Source organism: Paenibacillus tengchongensis, assembly GCF_008973665.1.
Taxonomy (GTDB): Bacteria; Bacillota; Bacilli; order Paenibacillales; family Paenibacillaceae; genus Paenibacillus_AQ; species Paenibacillus_AQ tengchongensis.
Genome location: NZ_WACP01000006.1, coordinates 128,742 through 146,009, shown reverse-complemented (window position 1 = coordinate 146,009; position 17,268 = coordinate 128,742). Strand labels below are relative to the sequence as shown.

19 protein-coding genes are annotated in these 17,268 nt (G+C 54.3%); all 19 read left to right on the top strand.

Going from position 1 to position 17,268, the window contains the following annotated elements; all coding sequences use genetic code 11:
- Positions 1-26: 26 nt before the first annotated feature.
- The 19 genes from flgD (at position 27) to F1381_RS12060 (ending at position 17,266) form a co-directional block, all read left to right on the top strand.
- Positions 27-518: a flagellar hook assembly protein FlgD gene (gene flgD / locus F1381_RS12150; protein ID WP_151735127.1), complete on the top strand. Its 492-nt coding sequence runs from the start codon at positions 27-29 to the stop codon at positions 516-518.
- Between the two features lie 53 nt (positions 519-571).
- Positions 572-898 carry a TIGR02530 family flagellar biosynthesis protein gene (locus F1381_RS12145; RefSeq protein WP_425495269.1) on the top strand — a complete coding sequence of 109 codons (327 nt, stop codon included), beginning with the start codon at positions 572-574 and terminating at the stop codon, positions 896-898.
- A gap of 108 nt (positions 899-1,006) precedes the next feature.
- The gene (flgG, locus tag F1381_RS12140; RefSeq protein ID WP_151735125.1) at positions 1,007-1,825 is read left to right on the top strand and encodes a flagellar basal body rod protein FlgG; all 819 of its coding nucleotides are present in this window, start codon (positions 1,007-1,009) and stop codon (positions 1,823-1,825) included.
- A 117-nt stretch (positions 1,826-1,942) separates the two neighbouring features.
- Complete coding sequence (locus F1381_RS12135; RefSeq protein ID WP_151735124.1) at positions 1,943-2,167, top strand: flagellar FlbD family protein; 225 nt, start codon at positions 1,943-1,945, stop codon at positions 2,165-2,167.
- Positions 2,164-2,631, top strand: a complete 468-nt coding sequence (locus tag F1381_RS12130) for a flagellar basal body-associated FliL family protein (RefSeq protein WP_151735123.1) — start codon at positions 2,164-2,166, stop codon at positions 2,629-2,631. Before F1381_RS12135 ends, F1381_RS12130 begins: the two co-directional genes overlap by 4 nt.
- A 39-nt stretch (positions 2,632-2,670) precedes the next feature.
- On the top strand, positions 2,671-3,669 hold the full coding sequence (fliM, locus tag F1381_RS12125) for a flagellar motor switch protein FliM (RefSeq protein WP_151735122.1): 999 nt from the start codon (positions 2,671-2,673) through the stop codon (positions 3,667-3,669).
- Entirely contained in the window at positions 3,659-4,990 is a 1,332-nt protein-coding gene (gene fliY / locus F1381_RS12120; RefSeq protein WP_151735121.1) for a flagellar motor switch phosphatase FliY, read from the top strand. Before fliM ends, fliY begins: the two co-directional genes overlap by 11 nt.
- A gap of 27 nt (positions 4,991-5,017) precedes the next feature.
- Complete coding sequence (locus tag F1381_RS12115; protein WP_151735120.1) at positions 5,018-5,383, top strand: response regulator; 366 nt, start codon at positions 5,018-5,020, stop codon at positions 5,381-5,383.
- Positions 5,384-5,392: 9 nt separating this feature from the next.
- Complete coding sequence (locus tag F1381_RS12110; protein ID WP_151735119.1) at positions 5,393-5,923, top strand: flagellar biosynthetic protein FliO; 531 nt, start codon at positions 5,393-5,395, stop codon at positions 5,921-5,923.
- A gap of 2 nt (positions 5,924-5,925) precedes the next feature.
- Positions 5,926-6,690 (top strand): flagellar type III secretion system pore protein FliP, encoded by a 765-nt coding sequence (gene fliP, locus F1381_RS12105; protein ID WP_151735118.1) that lies wholly within the window; start codon positions 5,926-5,928, stop codon positions 6,688-6,690.
- A 20-nt stretch (positions 6,691-6,710) separates the two neighbouring features.
- Positions 6,711-6,980 (top strand): flagellar biosynthesis protein FliQ, encoded by a 270-nt coding sequence (gene fliQ / locus F1381_RS12100; RefSeq protein ID WP_151735117.1) that lies wholly within the window; start codon positions 6,711-6,713, stop codon positions 6,978-6,980.
- Between the two features lie 10 nt (positions 6,981-6,990).
- On the top strand, positions 6,991-7,776 hold the full coding sequence (gene fliR / locus F1381_RS12095; protein ID WP_151735116.1) for a flagellar biosynthetic protein FliR: 786 nt from the start codon (positions 6,991-6,993) through the stop codon (positions 7,774-7,776).
- Between the two features lie 22 nt (positions 7,777-7,798).
- Positions 7,799-8,893, top strand: a complete 1,095-nt coding sequence (gene flhB, locus F1381_RS12090; protein WP_151735115.1) for a flagellar biosynthesis protein FlhB — start codon at positions 7,799-7,801, stop codon at positions 8,891-8,893.
- Between the two features lie 21 nt (positions 8,894-8,914).
- Positions 8,915-10,948: a flagellar biosynthesis protein FlhA gene (gene flhA, locus F1381_RS12085; RefSeq protein ID WP_151735284.1), complete on the top strand. Its 2,034-nt coding sequence runs from the start codon at positions 8,915-8,917 to the stop codon at positions 10,946-10,948.
- Positions 10,945-12,360 (top strand): flagellar biosynthesis GTPase FlhF, encoded by a 1,416-nt coding sequence (flhF, locus tag F1381_RS12080; protein WP_151735114.1) that lies wholly within the window; start codon positions 10,945-10,947, stop codon positions 12,358-12,360. The genes flhA and flhF overlap by 4 nt, the downstream gene beginning before the upstream one ends.
- The gene (locus F1381_RS12075) at positions 12,357-13,238 is read left to right on the top strand and encodes a MinD/ParA family protein (protein WP_151735113.1); all 882 of its coding nucleotides are present in this window, start codon (positions 12,357-12,359) and stop codon (positions 13,236-13,238) included. Before flhF ends, F1381_RS12075 begins: the two co-directional genes overlap by 4 nt.
- Positions 13,239-13,273: 35 nt before the next feature.
- Positions 13,274-14,665 carry a protein-glutamate methylesterase/protein-glutamine glutaminase gene (locus tag F1381_RS12070; RefSeq protein WP_151735112.1) on the top strand — a complete coding sequence of 464 codons (1,392 nt, stop codon included), beginning with the start codon at positions 13,274-13,276 and terminating at the stop codon, positions 14,663-14,665.
- A gap of 34 nt (positions 14,666-14,699) precedes the next feature.
- Positions 14,700-16,772: a chemotaxis protein CheA gene (locus F1381_RS12065; protein ID WP_151735111.1), complete on the top strand. Its 2,073-nt coding sequence runs from the start codon at positions 14,700-14,702 to the stop codon at positions 16,770-16,772.
- Positions 16,773-16,804: 32 nt separating this feature from the next.
- A complete protein-coding gene (locus F1381_RS12060; protein ID WP_151735110.1) occupies positions 16,805-17,266 on the top strand; it encodes a chemotaxis protein CheW in 462 nt (153 codons plus the stop codon).
- The last annotated feature ends 2 nt before the right edge of the window (positions 17,267-17,268 follow it).

Below are 17,268 nucleotides of genomic sequence, written 5' to 3'. Positions count from 1 at the left end.
CAGTCAACAAGCGGGGTGAAATAAGTATGACAACAACGAATCCGGTATCTACAAATACCCAATGGAACTATTCCGTGCCTGATTCCACTAAGCAGACGACCGGGAGTTCGGTGCTGGGCAAGGATCAGTTCCTGAAGATTCTGATCACGCAGCTGCAGAACCAGGATCCGATGCAGCCGATGGAAGACAAGGAATTTATCGCCCAGATGGCCCAGTTCTCCTCCGTCGAGCAGCTGATGAATATTTCGACGCAGCTTACGGCGCTGAACCAGTCGCTGGGCTCGGTATCCGGTCTGATCGGCAAGGATATTACCTGGACCGATGCGTCTACCGAGCTGCCTAAGTCGGGAACGGTAGAATCGATCATCGTGAAGGATGGGAGCCAGTATGCCGTAGTCGGCAGTGAACGTATTGCCCTGGCCAATATTACGCAAATCCAAAATGCTGTTCCGGCGGCGGAGAGCGCAAGCGGCGCGAACACCCAGGCGGGCAGCGGGGAGAGCGGGGCGGGAGCATGAGTGACAGAATCACGATAGGTCAGCTGTACCCCTCCAGCATACATCCTTCAGTTATGCAGCGCACGAAGACGGCGCAGGCTCCGGCAGCACCGGAAGCCTCGTTCGAGCGGGTGCTGCAGAATAATCTGCTGAAATTCAGCAACCATGCGGCTAAACGTCTGGAGCAAAGAGGAATTGAGCTGGGCGACCGTCAGCTGGACCAGATTTCGTCGGCGGTTGACAAAGCCGCGGCAAAGGGCAGCAAGGAATCGCTTATCCTCATGAAAGACATGGCGCTGATCGTCAGTGTACCCAACCGTACGGTGGTTACGGCGCTGGATGGAAACGCAATGAAAGACAATGTATTCACACAAATTGACAGTGCAGTCATTATATCTTAAGCCGGCTGGTCCTTATCTGGGAGCCGGAACGGCCGCCGACCGACTGAAGCGGCCGAACTCTTGATGATGAGTCTATAAAAATAATTTTATAAACCGGGAGGACATGTAATGTTAAAATCAATGTATTCAGGTGTTTCAGGTATGCGCGGGTTCCAGACGAAGCTGGACGTTATCGGCAACAATATCGCTAATGTCAATACGATCGGCTTCAAATCCGGGCGTGTTATGTTCAAAGATATTATGAGCCAGACAGTTTCCGGCGTAACCGCTCCGGTCGAGGGAGGCCAAGGAGGCGTGAACGCCAAGCAGATCGGTCTGGGCGTAAGCATCGGCTCGGTGGATACGCTTCATACGGCAGGCAGCGCCATGACGACCAACAACCCTACGGATTTGCGTATTGACGGCGATGGGTTCTTCCTGGTGCGTCTAAGCGATGACCAGGAAACTCCGTTCCTGACTCGGGCCGGGGACTTCCATGTCGATGCCGACCGCAATCTGATTACTTCGGACGGCCTGCATGTTCTTAGCGCGGATGGAGAAGCCATTCAGCTCGGCGAAGACGTTACGGCATTCTCGATTTCCAGCGACGGCACCATTGTACAGACGATGGCTGACGGCACTACCGAGCCGGGCGTGCAAATCGGGGTCGCTAAGGTAAGCAATCCGTCAGGTCTGGAGAAGATCGGCGGCAACCTGTACCGCTTGACACTGAATGCCAATGCGGAGGGGGCTGTTGAGCCAACGACCGCAGGTAATGCGGAAGTGGGCACCGGTTCAATCGTGGCCGGCCAGCTGGAAATGTCCAATGTGGATCTGACCGGCGAATTCACGGAGATGATTGTAACCCAGCGCGGATTCCAGGCGAACTCCCGTATTATTACCACTTCCGACGAAGTGCTGCAGGAAGTCGTTAACCTCAAACGTTGATTTGAAAAACGAATTTCAGGCTTGCTGAATCGAACACGCCCGTACGTGAAGCGGCTGGCGGCTCGTTACCGGCGGCGGGGGAGGCGCTCCTCCCCCAATTTTGTTAGGGGGTCAGATATGATTTCGGTAACGAGATTAAACGGCACACAGATGTGGCTTAACGCGCTTCTGGTAGAAATGGTCGAAGAATGCCCGGATACTTACATTACGCTGGTTACCGGGAAAAGGCTGATCGTGCTGGAAAAGGCCGATGAAGTCATTGTAAAGATCCGTGATTATAACAGGGACATTGGCACATATGCTGCCACCATTAAAGTCCAGTCAATGGAGGAGCTATCATGAAGAAGATGCTGCCGTGGCTCATTACGGCACTGCTGGGAATTACGCTGATTGCAGTTGCCGCAGGTTTATTGTGGGACAAATTTTTTCCGAAGGATACGAACGATGTCAATGCTGCCGTTCAGAATGTGGAGGCCAAGCACTTAAGCGCCGATGAAATCGTCGAGCTGACTGCAGAATTGACCGGTATTAAAACTAATCTTGCCGATCCCGAGTATATCGTTTCCATAGACTTCGCCTTCCAGCTTGATACCGCTACAGCGAAGGAAGATTTCGAGAAGATTAAGCAGATCAAGATCAAGCCGATTATCATTAAAACCCTGGCCGACACCAAACCCGAGGAACTGAACGGGGCGGGCGGCAAAGATCAGCTCAGTGCCAAGCTCGTCAATCTGATCAATAAAACACTCCCTGAAGGGAAGCTGACCCAGATCGACATCACGAACTATGTGCTTGCAAGCATGTAATTACAGACGGATGACACTATTGACGGGGGGGTGATTGAAATGGTTGATGTACTTTCGCAGAACGAAATAGACGCTCTCCTGGCCGCACTCTCCTCCGGCGAGATGGATGCGGATGAGCTGAAGAAGGAAGAAACGCAGAAAAAAATCCGGTCGTACGATTTCAAACGGGCGGTGCGGTTCTCCAAAGACCATATCCGCACACTGACGCGGATTCATGACAACTTTGCCCGCTATCTGACAACTTACTTTTCGGCACAGCTGCGCACTTTTGTCCAGATCAATGTCGTGCAGGTCGAGCAGCTCCCTTACGATGAATTTATCCGCTCCATTCCAAAAATGACTATTCTCAATATCTTCGAAGCCGAACCGCTGGAGGGGCGGATGGTGATGGAGGTGCATCCGAATATCGCCTATGCCATGCTGGACCGGCTGCTCGGCGGCTTCGGCTCGGCGCCTGCGAAGATTACGGCGCTGACCGAAATCGAAACGACCATTATGGAGCGCATTTTCAGCAGATGCTTCGAAAGCCTGCAGGAGGCCTGGAAGACCGTACTTGATATCCAGCCCCGCATGGAAGCTCTGGAAACCAATCCGCAGTTCATGCAGATTGTCTCCCCCAACGAGACCATCGCCCTGATCTCGCTCAGCACAAAGATCGGCGACACGACCGGTATGATCAATCTTTGCATACCGCATGTGGTGCTTGAACCAATCATGTCGCGGCTGTCTGTGCATCAATGGTTCGTCTCGGAGAAGAAGGTCCGTGATGAAGTGGAACTGCAGGCGATTAAAGCCAGCGTCAACCGGGCACAGCTGCCGATTGTGGCTGAGCTCGGAGAATCGAGCCTCTCGATCGCCGAATTCCTTGGCCTGAGCGTAGGCGATGTCATCTCCTTGAACAGGTCGGTGGACTCCGGGTTGTCCATAAAGGTAGGAGATAAGCTCAAGTTTATCGGCAGTCCCGGCATGGTGAAGGACCGCGTGGCTGTGCAAATAGACGAGATTGTCAGCGAAGGAGTTGAAGAGATTGACGAGTAAAGATTATTTATCCCAGGAAGAAATCGATGCTCTTCTCAGACAATCTGCGGAAGGCGCGATGGAACCTGCGGCGAAGACGGTCGATGATTTCCTGACTCCGTTTGAACAGGACGCACTCGGGGAAATCGGCAACATCACTTTCGGCAGTGCGGCTACCGCGCTGTCCACTCTGCTGGGCAAGAAGGTAGACATTACGACCCCGCAGGTGTCCATTATTACCAGGGGCGAATTCGAAGAGGCCTTTCCTAAACCGCATGTTGCAGTGCATGTGCAATACGTGGACGGCTTTCAGGGCATCAACTCGCTGGTCATTAAGATCAAGGATGCACAGGTCATTGCCGACCTGATGCTCGGCGGCGAGGGTGTTCCGAAGGATGAAGAGCTGAATGAGATTCATATCAGCGCTGTCCAGGAAGCCATGAACCAAATGATGGGCTCATCGGCGACATCGATGTCCACGATCTTCAACCGGTTTGTCAATATATCGCCTCCGGGCATTGATATTCTGAATATGTCGAGCGGTGAAGGCGTGGGCAATCTTCCGGATGATGAGACACTGATCCAGATTTCGTTCCGCCTGAAGATCGGCGACCTGATCGATTCCACGATTATGCAGCTGCTTCCGGTGCAATTCGCCAAGGATATGGTAACTATGCTGCTTGGCGATGTATCTCAGGCAGAGCCGGAGGCCGCCGCTGCCGTGGAAGCACCGCCGGCGCCCTCTGCACCGCCAGCCCAGCCGGCTGCCCAGGCTCCGCAGGCCCAGCCGGAGCAGGCGCCGCCGCAAGGGGCGGTGCCGCCGCAATATCCGCCGCCGTATCCTCCTCAAGGGATGCCGTCATATCCGGGAATGCCGGAAGGCGGCGGATACTATTATCCACCTGCGGGTATGCCGGCTTACGGAATGCCGCCATATGGCATGTCGCCGCAGGGGATGCCTTATATGCAGCCGCCGCAGGCGCAGACTCCGCCGCCGCAGTCGCCGCCTGCAAACCGCAATGTGAATGTGCAGCCTGTCCAATTCGCCAATTTGTCCGGTGGCGCTTACGGAAGCATTGATGAAAATAATTTGAATTTACTAATGGACATACCACTGAAAGTGACCGTAGAATTAGGAAGGACCCAGAAGCAGATCAAAGATATTCTGGAAATGTCGCAAGGCTCGATTATCGAACTGGACAAGCTTGCAGGGGAGCCTGTGGACATCCTTGTCAATAACAAGCTTATCGCCAAGGGGGAAGTCGTAGTAATCGACGAGAACTTCGGTGTTCGCGTTACGGATATCGTCAGCCAGTGGGACCGACTTCAAAAACTACAATAATGGACATTTAGGGAGGATTTTGTACAAATGGCTAACCGAATTCTGATCGTAGACGATGCAGCATTTATGAGAATGATGATTCGCGACATTCTGACAAAAAACGGATTTGAGGTAGTGGGCGAAGCCCAGGACGGCGCACAAGCCATTGAAAAATTCAAGGAACTGCGTCCCGACCTCATTACGATGGATATCACCATGCCCGAAATGGACGGCATCGCTGCTCTGAAAGAAATTAAGAAGGTAGACGCAAGCGCCAAAGTCATTATGTGCTCTGCCATGGGGCAGCAGGCAATGGTTATCGATGCGATTCAAGCAGGTGCCAAAGACTTTATCGTCAAGCCTTTCCAGGCGGACCGCGTAATCGAAGCCATCAACAAAACGCTGGGTGTGTAGGGAACTAAGATGCTATTGAATGCCTCCGAACCGTTCGGAACCGGCAATACCCTGCTGAATTTGTTCAAAATCATTGCCGTGCTTGCGGTGATTGTCATTCTTATTGTATTCCTGATCCGGTTTCTGGGCCGGCGCAACCAGCTGCTGATGAGCGGGCGTTCGATCCGCACGCTGGGTGCGATGGGTCTTGGACCCAATAAATCGGTCCAGATCATCGAGATCGGCGGCAGCCTGTATGTCATCGGGGTCGGCGAAGACGTCACCATGCTCGACAAGATTACCGATCCGGCAGAAGTTGCGCGCATTCTGTCCGCGTTCGAGGGAGAAATGGCAGGCACAGCCAATGTCCTTGCGCCGCTCGTCGGCAAGCTCAAAGCCAAGCTGCGGGGCGAGGTGCCTTTCGAGGAAATAGAACTTAGTGAATCCTCGTCTTTTTATGAGACTTTGCAATCCAAGCTTGCGCTCGCACCCGAGCGGAAAGAAAAGATGGACGAGCTGCTCCGGGACGATGGCGATGCACAAAGGGATGAGTCGAGGTAGAGATGAACAAAAAGCTGATTCTTTCTTTTTTGCTGCTCACTGTATTTGGCCTGTTCCTGCTGCATCATCCGGTTCATGCGGATCCGATTCCGAATATCAGCATTGACATCGGGGGAGAGGGCGAAGGCGGGGAGACGAGTTCCATCTCCATTCTGCTGCTGGTCACGGTGCTTAGTGTGGCGCCTGCTTTTCTGGTTCTGATGACCAGCTTTACCCGGATCGTGATTGTACTCGGCTTTGTCCGCACTTCACTCGGTACGCAGCAAATGCCGCCGAACCAGGTGCTGGTGGGCCTTGCGCTGTTTATGACGCTGTTCGTGATGTCTCCGACGCTATCCGAGGTCAATGAGACAGCGCTGCAGCCCTATCTCAGAGGCGAGATGAACCAGACCGAGGCGCTGAACCAGGCGGCTGATCCGATGAAGGAATTTATGTTCAAGCAGACCAGTACTAAGGATTTGCTGCTGTTCATGAATTATGCCGGTGACTCGATAACGGAGAAACCCGCTACTTACAGCGATATCCCGCTTACGGTCCTGGTTCCGGCGTTTGCAATCGGCGAGATGAAAAAGGCGTTTACGATGGGCTTTATGATCTTTATTCCGTTTCTGATTATCGATCTGGTCGTATCCAGTACCCTGATGGCCATGGGTATGATGATGCTGCCGCCGGTCATGATCTCGCTGCCGTTCAAAATTATGCTGTTTGTACTGGTTGACGGCTGGTATCTGGTCGTCCAGTCACTGCTGTCCAGCTTTAATACCTGACACGTGGGAGGCATCCTTGAATGAATACGGAGTTTATTATCGGGCTGGCCGGCCAAGCCGTATATCTGGTGCTGGAGACTAGCGCTCCCATGCTGGTCCTTGGACTCGTAGTCGGGCTCATCATCAGTATTTTTCAGGCAACGACCCAGATTCAGGAGCAGACGCTCGCGTTTGTCCCTAAAATCGTCGCCGTTCTGCTTGCTTTATTGCTCTTCGGGCCGTGGATCATAACAAAGCTGGTCGATTTTACCAGCCAAATTTTGGGCAGTCTCCATATGTATATCGGTTAAGATGATGACAATGGAGACCCTGCTGCAAAATTTACCTGTTTTTATGTTGTATTTTTGTCGAATTACCGCTTTTTTTGTAGTTGTTCCGGTCTTTTCATCCTTGAATATACCGACTACATTCAAAATCGGGTTATCCTTTTTTGTTTCACTGATCGTATTCAGCTCCAGAGGAACCGGGATTACCGTGCCTGAAGACCTCACTTATGTTCTGCTGATCTTTAAAGAGGTTCTGGTCGGTTTGCTGCTCGGTTTTATCGGTTATCTGATGTTTATGGCCATACAGACGGCCGGCTCGTTTATCGATCTTCAGATCGGCTTCGCCATCGCGAATGTCATCGATCCGATGACAGGCACTTCCGCTCCGCTGCTCGGTAACTTTAAGTATATGATCGCCCTGGTCTTGTTTCTTGCAATGAACGGGCATCATTATATGCTGGACGGCATTATTTACAGCTATAACTGGGCGCCGCTGGATAATGATTTACTGGCCCGGATGATGGACGGAAGCCTGATGGATTTTCTGGTCCGGACTTTTGCCCAATCGTTTATGCTTAGCTTTCAAATGTCCGCTCCGCTTGTAACGGCCTTGTTCCTGACGGATGTGGGGCTGGCGTTTCTGGCCAGAACGGCTCCGCAATACAATGTGTTCGTTATCGGGGTTCCGCTCAAAATCATCGTAGGACTGGCGCTGCTGCTCGTGCTGATGCCGGGACTGGCGGTATTGTTTCAGAATCTCTTCGATATCATGTTTGAGTCCATGCGGAATCTGCTCGGTATTATGGGCAAGAGCCCTTAGATCAATTTGGGGGAGAGAGTGTATGCCGGTTGCGAGCCGCTATAAGCTGGATCTCCAATATTTCGGCGGAGACAAAACAGAGAAGGCGACGCCCAAGAAGCGGCAGGATGCCCGCAAAAAGGGCCAGGTGGCCAAAAGTCCCGAGCTCTCCGGTGCGGTGGTGCTGCTGGCGGCGCTGCTTACCTTTACCGCCTTCGGCGGTTTTATTAAAGAACGTTTTATGGCGCTGTACACGGATGTGCTCCAGAACCGGATGCTCATGGAGGTTACTCCGGAGAATGTAATTGCCATGTTCAATGAGTACGGACTGCAGATTCTGCTGCTGCTGGCTCCATTGCTGGTAATTACGTTCGTGCTGGCCATCGTGGCGAATGTGGCCCAGGTTGGTTTTATGGCCATTGGTGAAGGACTTACCCCGAAATTCAGTAAACTGAATCCGATCAAAGGCTTCAAAAATATTTTTTCCATGCGTTCGTTTGTGGAGTTCCTGAAATCGATATTAAAGCTGGTTATTATCGCTTACCTGGTATACAGCACCCTCTGGGGGCAAAAAGACCAGTTCGCCTCGCTGTCGCATATCAATGCGGAGGGGGTCTACCGGTTCGCAGCCGATCTCACCATGAATCTCGGGATCAAAATCGGAGCGGCCCTGCTTATTATGGCAGCCCTGGATTATATGTATCAGAAGTATGAGCATGAAAAAAGTCTGAAGATGTCCAAGCAGGACATCAAAGATGAGTACAAGAAGATGGAAGGCGACCCCATCATTAAAGGCAAGATCAGGGAACGCCAGCGCCGGATGGCCATGCAGCGGATGATGCAGGAAATTCCGAAAGCAGATGTCATTATCACCAATCCGACCCATTTTGCGGTAGCCCTGAAATACGACGGCTCCCAAATGGAAGCGCCGCAGATTATCGCCAAGGGTCAGGACTATGTGGCGCTGCGCATCAAAGAGCTGGCCAAGGAGCATGGCGTCATGACTATCGAGAACAAGCCGCTGGCCCGGGCGCTGTTTGGGCGGACGGAGATCGGGGACAGCGTCCCCGCCGATCTGTTTCAGGCTGTCGCTGAGGTCCTGGCATATGTATACAAGCTTAAAGGCAAGAGGAGATAAGCCCCGGGGAGGTTGAGGACAATAAAAACTAAAGATCTAACAGTTCTTGTGGGAGTCATCGGCATTGTCCTGATGATGATCCTGCCCATCCCGGAATGGCTTCTGGATGTACTGCTGATTGTCAATATTTCGATTGCGTTGATCATTATTCTGGTAGCGATGAATACGCGTGATCCGCTGCAGTTCTCCATCTTTCCGTCCCTGCTGCTGCTGACAACGCTGTTCCGCCTGGCGCTGAATATTTCCACCACCAAGCTCATTCTTGGCGAAGGGCATGCCGGTGAGGTTGTAGCGACCTTCGGGAGCTGGATTGCCGGAGGTCAGATCGCCATCGGGTTCATTGTCTTTCTGATTCTCGTCGTGGTGCAATTTATCGTAATCACGAAAGGCTCGGAGCGGGTAGCCGAAGTCGGCGCCCGCTTTACGCTGGACGCGATGCCCGGCAAGCAAATGAGTATCGACGCCGACCTTAACGCCGGCATGATCAATGAACAGCAGGCCCGGGAACGCCGCCGCAACGTCGAACGTGAAGCCGACTTCTTCGGCGCCATGGACGGTGCCAGTAAATTTGTTAAAGGGGACGCGATTGCGAGTATCATTATCCTCCTGATCAATCTGATCGGCGGATTCATTATCGGCGTGGCGATCCACGGGGATTCCTTTCAGGATGCGCTCGGCAAATACTCTGTGCTCACCATCGGGGACGGTCTGGTGAGCCAGATTCCCGCCCTGCTGATCTCTACGGCATCTGGTCTGATCGTTACCCGGGCCGCCTCCGAAGGCAATCTCGCCGAAGACTTGACCGGACAGCTGCTGTCTTATCCGAAGCTGCTTTATATTGTGGCCGTAACCATTGCGTTTCTCGGCTTCTTTACCCCGATTACTGTGCTGTCCACGCTTCCGCTGGCCGCGCTGATGGCTTTTGCCGCCTACAGGATGGGCCAGAATGCCAACAGGCAGCAGCTTGCCGAGGAGCAGCTTGTCGAAGAGCAGCAGATCGAAGAGGTGCGCAGTCCGGAAAGTGTCATTAATCTGCTGACGGTGGATCCGATCGAGTTCGAATTCGGCTACGGGCTGATTCCGCTCGCGGATACGGCGCAGGGCGGCGATTTGCTGGACCGGATCATCATGATCAGACGGCAATGCGCCCTGGAAATGGGACTGGTCGTCCCTGTCATTCGCATTCGCGACAATATTCAACTAAAACCGAATGAATATGTCATAAAAATAAAAGGGAATATTGTCGGCGGGGGTGAATTATTACTTAATCACTATTTGGCGATGAGTCCCGGGTACGATGATGAATCCATACATGGTATTGAGACCGTGGAACCATCCTTCGGCCTTCCGGCGCTCTGGATCGATGAAACGGTTAAGGAACGCGCCGAACTGTCCGGTTATACCGTAGTGGATCCGCCTTCGGTGGTAGCTACACATCTGACGGAGCTGATTAAACGTCACGGGCATGAACTGCTGGGACGCCAGGAAACGAAGCAGCTGGTCGACAACCTTAAAGAGAATTACCCTGTGCTGGTGGACGAGCTTATTCCGTCGGTGCTGGCGGTCGGGGACGTTCAAAAGGTGCTGGCGAAGCTGCTGCGGGAGAAAATCTCGATACGCGACCTGGTAACGATCTTTGAGACGCTGGCTGATTACGGCACATACACCAAAGATCCTGATATCCTGACCGAATACGTCCGCCAGGCGCTGTCCAGACAAATTACACAGCAATTCTCGCAATCCGGCGAGACGCTGCGGGTCATTACCGTCGGACCAAACCTGGAAAAGAAAATTTCCGAAAGTGTGCAGCAGACGGAGCAAGGAAGTTATCTGGCGCTCGATCCGGTATCGACCCAAACGGTATACCAGCGGCTGACCGAGCAGATTAACCGTCTGCTGCAGTCGGGGCAACAGCCGATTGTGCTGACTTCTCCGACCATCCGGATGTATCTGCGTCAGGTCATTGAACGGACCATGCAGGATATTCCTGTATTGTCTTACAGTGAGCTGGAGCCAAATATTGAAATTCAAAGCGTTGGGGTGGTGAACTTATGAGAGTAAAGCGTTATGTGGTTGATACGATGCCAGACGCGATGCAGTCCATCCGCAGCGAGCTTGGAAGCGACGCCGTTATTTTAAGCACCAAAGAGGTGAAGGTAGGCGGCTTCATGGGCCTGTTCACCAAGAAGAAGATCGAGGTGGTAGCGGCTGTAGAGGATGCCAAGAAGCCTTCAGCCCAGTCTAAGACCCCGCCGGCGCCACCGATTGTGCCGCGCAGTGCGGCACCGCAGGCTTATCAGAAGGCAGCTGCGGTGTCGGCCCAGCCTGCGGCGCCGCCGAAGGAACCGGAGGCGCCGAAGCGGACCTTTGCCGAGATTGCAGCGGCTTTGGCCGAAGCTTCGGAAGCCGCCGAAGCTTCCTCTGCGGTTGCTGTACTCACTGAACGGCAAAGGGAAGAAACCATTGCTCCGGTCAGCGGGGTTCAGGAGAAGGTGCCGCCGGCTGAGCAGAAACAGGCGGAGAAGAGCCCCGCTATGATCCGCGAGGAGCTGCGGAGCCCGGAACTGAGCCAGGAGCGGACAGCGGCTGCCGATCAGGACCTGATCCGCGAAATCCGTGATATGAAGCAGTGGATGGAACGGATTGCCCGTTATTCTTCAAGCGGCATCGAGCTGCCAGCCCGGCTGGATGAACTGAAGGCGATGCTGCTCGACCACGATACCGACATGGTTCTGGTGGATGAATGGATCAACAACATCTACGAAGCCTGGATCGCGGACGGGCGGACCTGGAATCCCGAACAGTTTGCCGGGAGACTCCAGGACCAGATTGATAATTTCCTGCAAGGCCGGATCGCCGGCGGTATAGAGCAGGATACGCGGATCGTCTATATTGCCGGCCCGACGGGAGTGGGCAAGACTACGACCATCGCCAAGCTGGCCGCCGAGCAATTGTTCAAGCAGGGCCGCAAGGTCGGGCTCATCACATCCGACACCTACCGAATTTCCGCGGTGGAACAGCTGCGGACCTATGCAGCTATCCTCAACATACCGCTGGAAGTGGTGCAGTCGCCGGGCGATCTGCAGCGGGCGATGTTCCGGCTGGAAAGCTGCGATCTGGTGCTGATGGATACGGCCGGCCGGAATTACCGCAACGAAATGCTGGTGGCTGAGCTGCAGAGCCTGCTGGCCAGAGAGCTGAAGAGTGAAACCTTCCTGGTGCTGAGCATGACCTCGAAGAGCCGCGATATGAAGACGATTGCCGAACACTTTGGCCGTTACCAGCTGGATAAGGTAATCTTCACCAAGCTGGATGAAACGGGAAGCTGCGGGCCGCTCTTCAATGTGCTCAACGATTTTCCGCTGAAGCTTTCCTACATGACCAACGGCCAGAATGTGCCCGATGATTTGCTGCTTGTCACCAAAGAACAGGTCGCCGGTATGCTTCTCCGAACAGGAGGCTTTTGATGGATCAGGCGCAATCGCTCCGGCAGCTCGTCTCCGGCCAGGCGCCGCGGCGTGCGCCGGGAGACGGACCCACAGCCCGGATTATCACAGTCTGCAGCGGCAAGGGAGGCGTGGGAAAGTCTAATTTTACGCTGAATTTCGCTTTGGCGCTTAAAAATATGGGCAAAAATGTGCTGCTGTTCGATGCCGATATCGGTATGGCGAACATCGATGTATTAATGGGGATCACCCCGAAGTTTAACCTCTATCACTTGCTGAAGCGGGAGGCGGAAATCGGACAGATTATTTCTGCAGGTCCGCAGGAGCTGCCTTTTATTGCCGGCGGCTCGGGAATGGATGAGCTGTTCAGCCTTTCCGAAGGCGATCTCGAATATTTTACATCCCAGGTGACGCAGATTGCCGACAAGATGGATTATATTCTGTTCGATACGGGAGCGGGACTTTCCAAAGAAACTATGAAATTTATTTCCTCCGCGGATGATTGCCTGGTGGTGACTACGCCTGAGCCTACAGCCATTACCGATGCTTATGCTCTGATGAAGGTGGTTCATAATACTCATCCGGAGACCGTCTTTAAGCTGATCGTCAATCAGGCGGGGGATGAGCGGGAAGCGCGGCTCACCAGTGATAAAATCCGGATGGCGGCCAGCCGCTTCCTGCAGCTGGACATCCCTTTTCTCGGTTTCATCAGCAGTGATGCCCATGTGGTTCAGGCGGTCAAGAAACAGATTCCATTCTCAGTGGCTTTTCCGAACAGTGCAGCAGCCAAAGATATACAGCGTCTTGCCCTCAGCTATCTGTCCGCCAAGCCGGCGGAAGCGGAGAAGCCCCAGGGCATCAGAGGATTCATCAGCAAGTGGTTGAAGCGTAATCAGTAGAATGTTCTGAATAAGAGGACAGAGGTGGAAATGATATGGAGCCATATAAGGTTTTGGTAGTCGATGATTCCGCATTTATGCGCAAGATCATTTCCGATTTAATCGAAACAGACCCGGCCTTCCGGGTTACGGCGACGGCGGCCAACGGCCGCGAAGCGGTCATGAAAGTGGATGAGCTCTCTCCGGATCTCGTTACGATGGATGTAGAGATGCCGGAGATGAACGGCCTGGAGGCGCTGAAGGTCATTATGGCGGAGCATCCGCTCCCCGTCATCATGCTGTCTGGAATCAACGAGCAGGGCATGAAAGAAACCATTATGGCTTTGGAGTGGGGGGCCTTCGATTTCATCCGCAAGCCATCCATCTCCAATTCACAGGATATCAGTGCGGTCGGGGAAGCGCTGCGCGAGCAGATGAACGAAGCGATGCTGGCCCGCCGCCAGCGCGAAGAGCGGGAGCAGGCGCTGAAGCAGCAGGAGACGCCGCCTCTGGCGGCAGCCATGCCGGCGGCTCCGCCGCCTAAGCCGGAGCCGTTGCGGAAGGAACCGCAGCTTCCGGGCCGGCTGCCTGAAGCGAAGCTGAAGCCCCCGGTGCTGCGGGCTCCGGAGACGGGCGGCACGCGCAAGCCGGCCGGGCCGGCACAGCCGGAAGGCAAGGCTGCGGCACCGTCGCCGTCCGCGCCGCAGCCGGCTCCCGCCGCCCGCAGGCAGCAGGCTGCCGGGAAGCAGCCCGGCCGCAGCGGCGCGGAGCAGCCGCGCGGGCAAGCGCTGCAGCCGCCGGCAGCGGTGCAGGCGGCGCACAGCGAGCCGCCGGCCGCCGGAGGCGAACGCCGCCAGGCAGCCGGTAAAGGGCTGCGCAAGCTGGTGGCCGTCGGTACCTCGACAGGCGGTCCCCGGGCACTGAAAGCTTTTCTGGAGAACATTCCCGAAGACTTTCCGGCGCCGATTGTTATTGTGCAGCATATGCCGCCCAATTTCACCAAGTCGCTGGCCCAGCGGCTGAACACCTTCAGCGCGCTCGAGGTGTCGGAAGCCGAGCACGGTACACTGCTCCGTCCGGGCGCCGCATACATCGCGCCCGGAGGCTATCACCTGAAGGTGGCGCCGGCAGGCGGCGGCCAGTATTTGATTCAGCTGTCCCAGGAAGAGGCCCGCAACGGCCATCGTCCTTCCGTCGACACTATGTTCGAATCGCTGTTGCCTCTGACCGAACTGGAGCGGCATGCCGTCATTATGACGGGGATGGGCAGTGACGGAGCGCGGATGATGAAATCACTTTATGACTCCGGGGTAACCTCAACTTTTGCCGAGAGCGAAGAGACTTGTGTTGTCTACGGAATGCCGCGTTCCGCGGTGGAATTGCAGTGCGTCAAACATATCCTGCCGTTGCAAGAAATTGCTCCAAGGCTGGTGCAAGCCGTTAAATAATGGAAAAGCGAACTCGAAGGGGAGGTGCTCGTTAATGGACATGAATCAATATTTATCTATGTTTATTGATGAGTCGAATGATCATCTGCAATCGTTGAACGAGAATATGATGGGGCTGGAAGCAAATCCGGAGGACCTGGGTATTGTGCAGGTTATTTTCCGCTCAGCCCATACCTTGAAGGGTATGGCAGCTACTATGGGGTTTGAAGATTTGGCTTCACTGACCCATCAGATGGAAAATGTGCTCGATCTGGTCCGCAACAACAAGCTGCGGATGCAGGATTTCATTTTTGACACACTGTTCAAGAGTCTGGACGCGCTGGAGGCCATGGTTCAGGATATCACTGCGGGCGGAGAGGGCAAAGCCGATGTGACGCATATCGTAGCTTCGCTGCAGGCCATCGTCCGCGGCGAGGTTCCGGCAGCCGCAGGGGCAGCGGCCGAAGTTACCGCAGCCGCAGCGCCTGCGGCAAGCAGCGCGCCGGGAGCCCTGGATGAGTTTCAGTATTCCGTACTGGAGCAGTCCATTCAGGAAGGCCATCATGTACTCTACATTGATGTAGCGATCCGCAAGGACTGTCAGCTCAAGGCTGTCCGCGCCTACATGGTGTTCGATCTCCTTGAGCGCTCGGGTGAAGTGGTCAAGTCCTTCCCTTCGGTTCAGGACATAGAACAGGAGAAATTCGATTATGGCTTCTCCCTCTATTACATAACCGCCAAGGAAGCAAGCGAACTGGAATCGATGATTATGAATGTGTCGGAGATCGAGAAAGCTACAGCGGTTGCCCTCGATTCCGAGACCCTGCGCCAGATGAGCCAGGCTCCGGCAGCAGCAGCGGCGGAAGCTCCGCCCAAGGAAGTGCCGGGGGAGATCCAGGCTCAGCCTGCGGCTCCGGTACCGCAAGCCAAGGCAGAAGCCGGCAAACCGGCACCGGCCAGAGCTTCCGGCGGCGCTCCTTCGCGCACCATCCGCGTGGATATCGAGCGGCTGGACGTACTGATGAATCTGTTCAGCGAACTGCTGATTGACCGGGTACGGCTGGAGCAGCTTGCCTCGGAAGTTCAGAACAGCGATCTGACCGAGACTGTAGAGCATATGGGACGCGTCAGCGGTGATTTACAGAACATTGTCATGAAGCTGCGCATGGTGCAGGTGGATACGGTGTTCAACCGCTTCCCCCGGATGGTGCGCGACTTGGCCAAATCGCTCGACAAGAAGATTGACCTCGTGATTACCGGTGCAGAGACGGAGCTTGACCGCACGGTCATCGATGAAATCGGCGACCCGCTTGTGCACTTGCTTCGTAATGCCGTGGATCATGGAGTGGAGAATGGCAAGGACCGTATGGCCGCCGGCAAGCCGGAGACAGGTACAGTCAATCTGCGGGCTTTCCACAGCGGTAACCATGTCTTCATCGAAATAGAGGACGACGGGGCGGGGATCAACCCGCAGAAGATCCGGCAATCTGCAGTGAAGAAGGGCATTCTCTCGCAAGAGGAAGCGGCCCGCTATTCTGACGACGAAGCGATCCAGTTGCTCTTTGCACCGGGATTCAGTACGGCAGAGGTAATCTCGGACGTGTCGGGTCGCGGCGTCGGACTGGATGTCGTCAAATCTAAGATCGCTTCGCTCGGCGGCAATGTCGTGGTCTACTCTACGATGGGCAAGGGCACCAACTTCTCGGTTCAGCTGCCGCTGACCCTGTCGATCATCGCTGCAATGCTGATCCGTCTCGGGTCCGAGAAATATGCAATTCCGCTTTCGTCCATTGTGGAGACCGGCATTATTAAGAAGACGCAGATCCGCCAGGTGCACGGCAGCCGGATGATTGAGTTCCGGGGCAGCCATATTCCACTCTTGTCGCTCAGCAAATTCTTCGCAGTCGCCGACTTCGACGAAACCACGGAAGATGAGACGGAGATTGTTGTCGTGCGTAAAGGCGAACGCCTGGTGGCGCTGGCTGTGCAGGATTTTATCGGCCAGAATGAAATTGTGATCAAGAACCTGGGCAAATATTTACCGGAAGTACAGGGCATTTCCGGAGCAACCATCCTGGGTGACGGACAGGTTGCACTGATTATCGATCCCAACGCTTTTATTAAATAATAATTTTAAGTTCAACAGGGAGGTTTCGTTCGATGGCTGAAGATATTAAAGTGATAGTGTTTAAGCTTGGCACCGAAGAGTACGGAATTGAAGTGGACAAGGTGCAGACGATCGAGCGGATGATGCCGATTACCCGGGTTCCCAAGACGTACTCCTTCATTAAAGGGGTCATCAACCTGCGCGGGGTTGTTATTCCGGTGATCGATCTGCGGGGCCGATTCGGCATCGCGGAAGCTGAGTATACGGATCAGACCCGTATCATTATCGTCAATGTGAACGAAATGGAAGTCGGCTTCATTGTCGATTCGGCCAACGATGTCATAGACCTGAACCGCGCCTCCATTGATACCCCTCCAGAGATCGTGGGCGGCATCAAAGCCAAATATCTGGACGGTGTGGCCAAAATCGGTGAAGACCGCCTGCTGATCATGCTCAACTTGTCCGAAGTGCTTAATAAGAGTGAAATTGTGCAGCTGGAAAGTCTTGAGGGCTAACG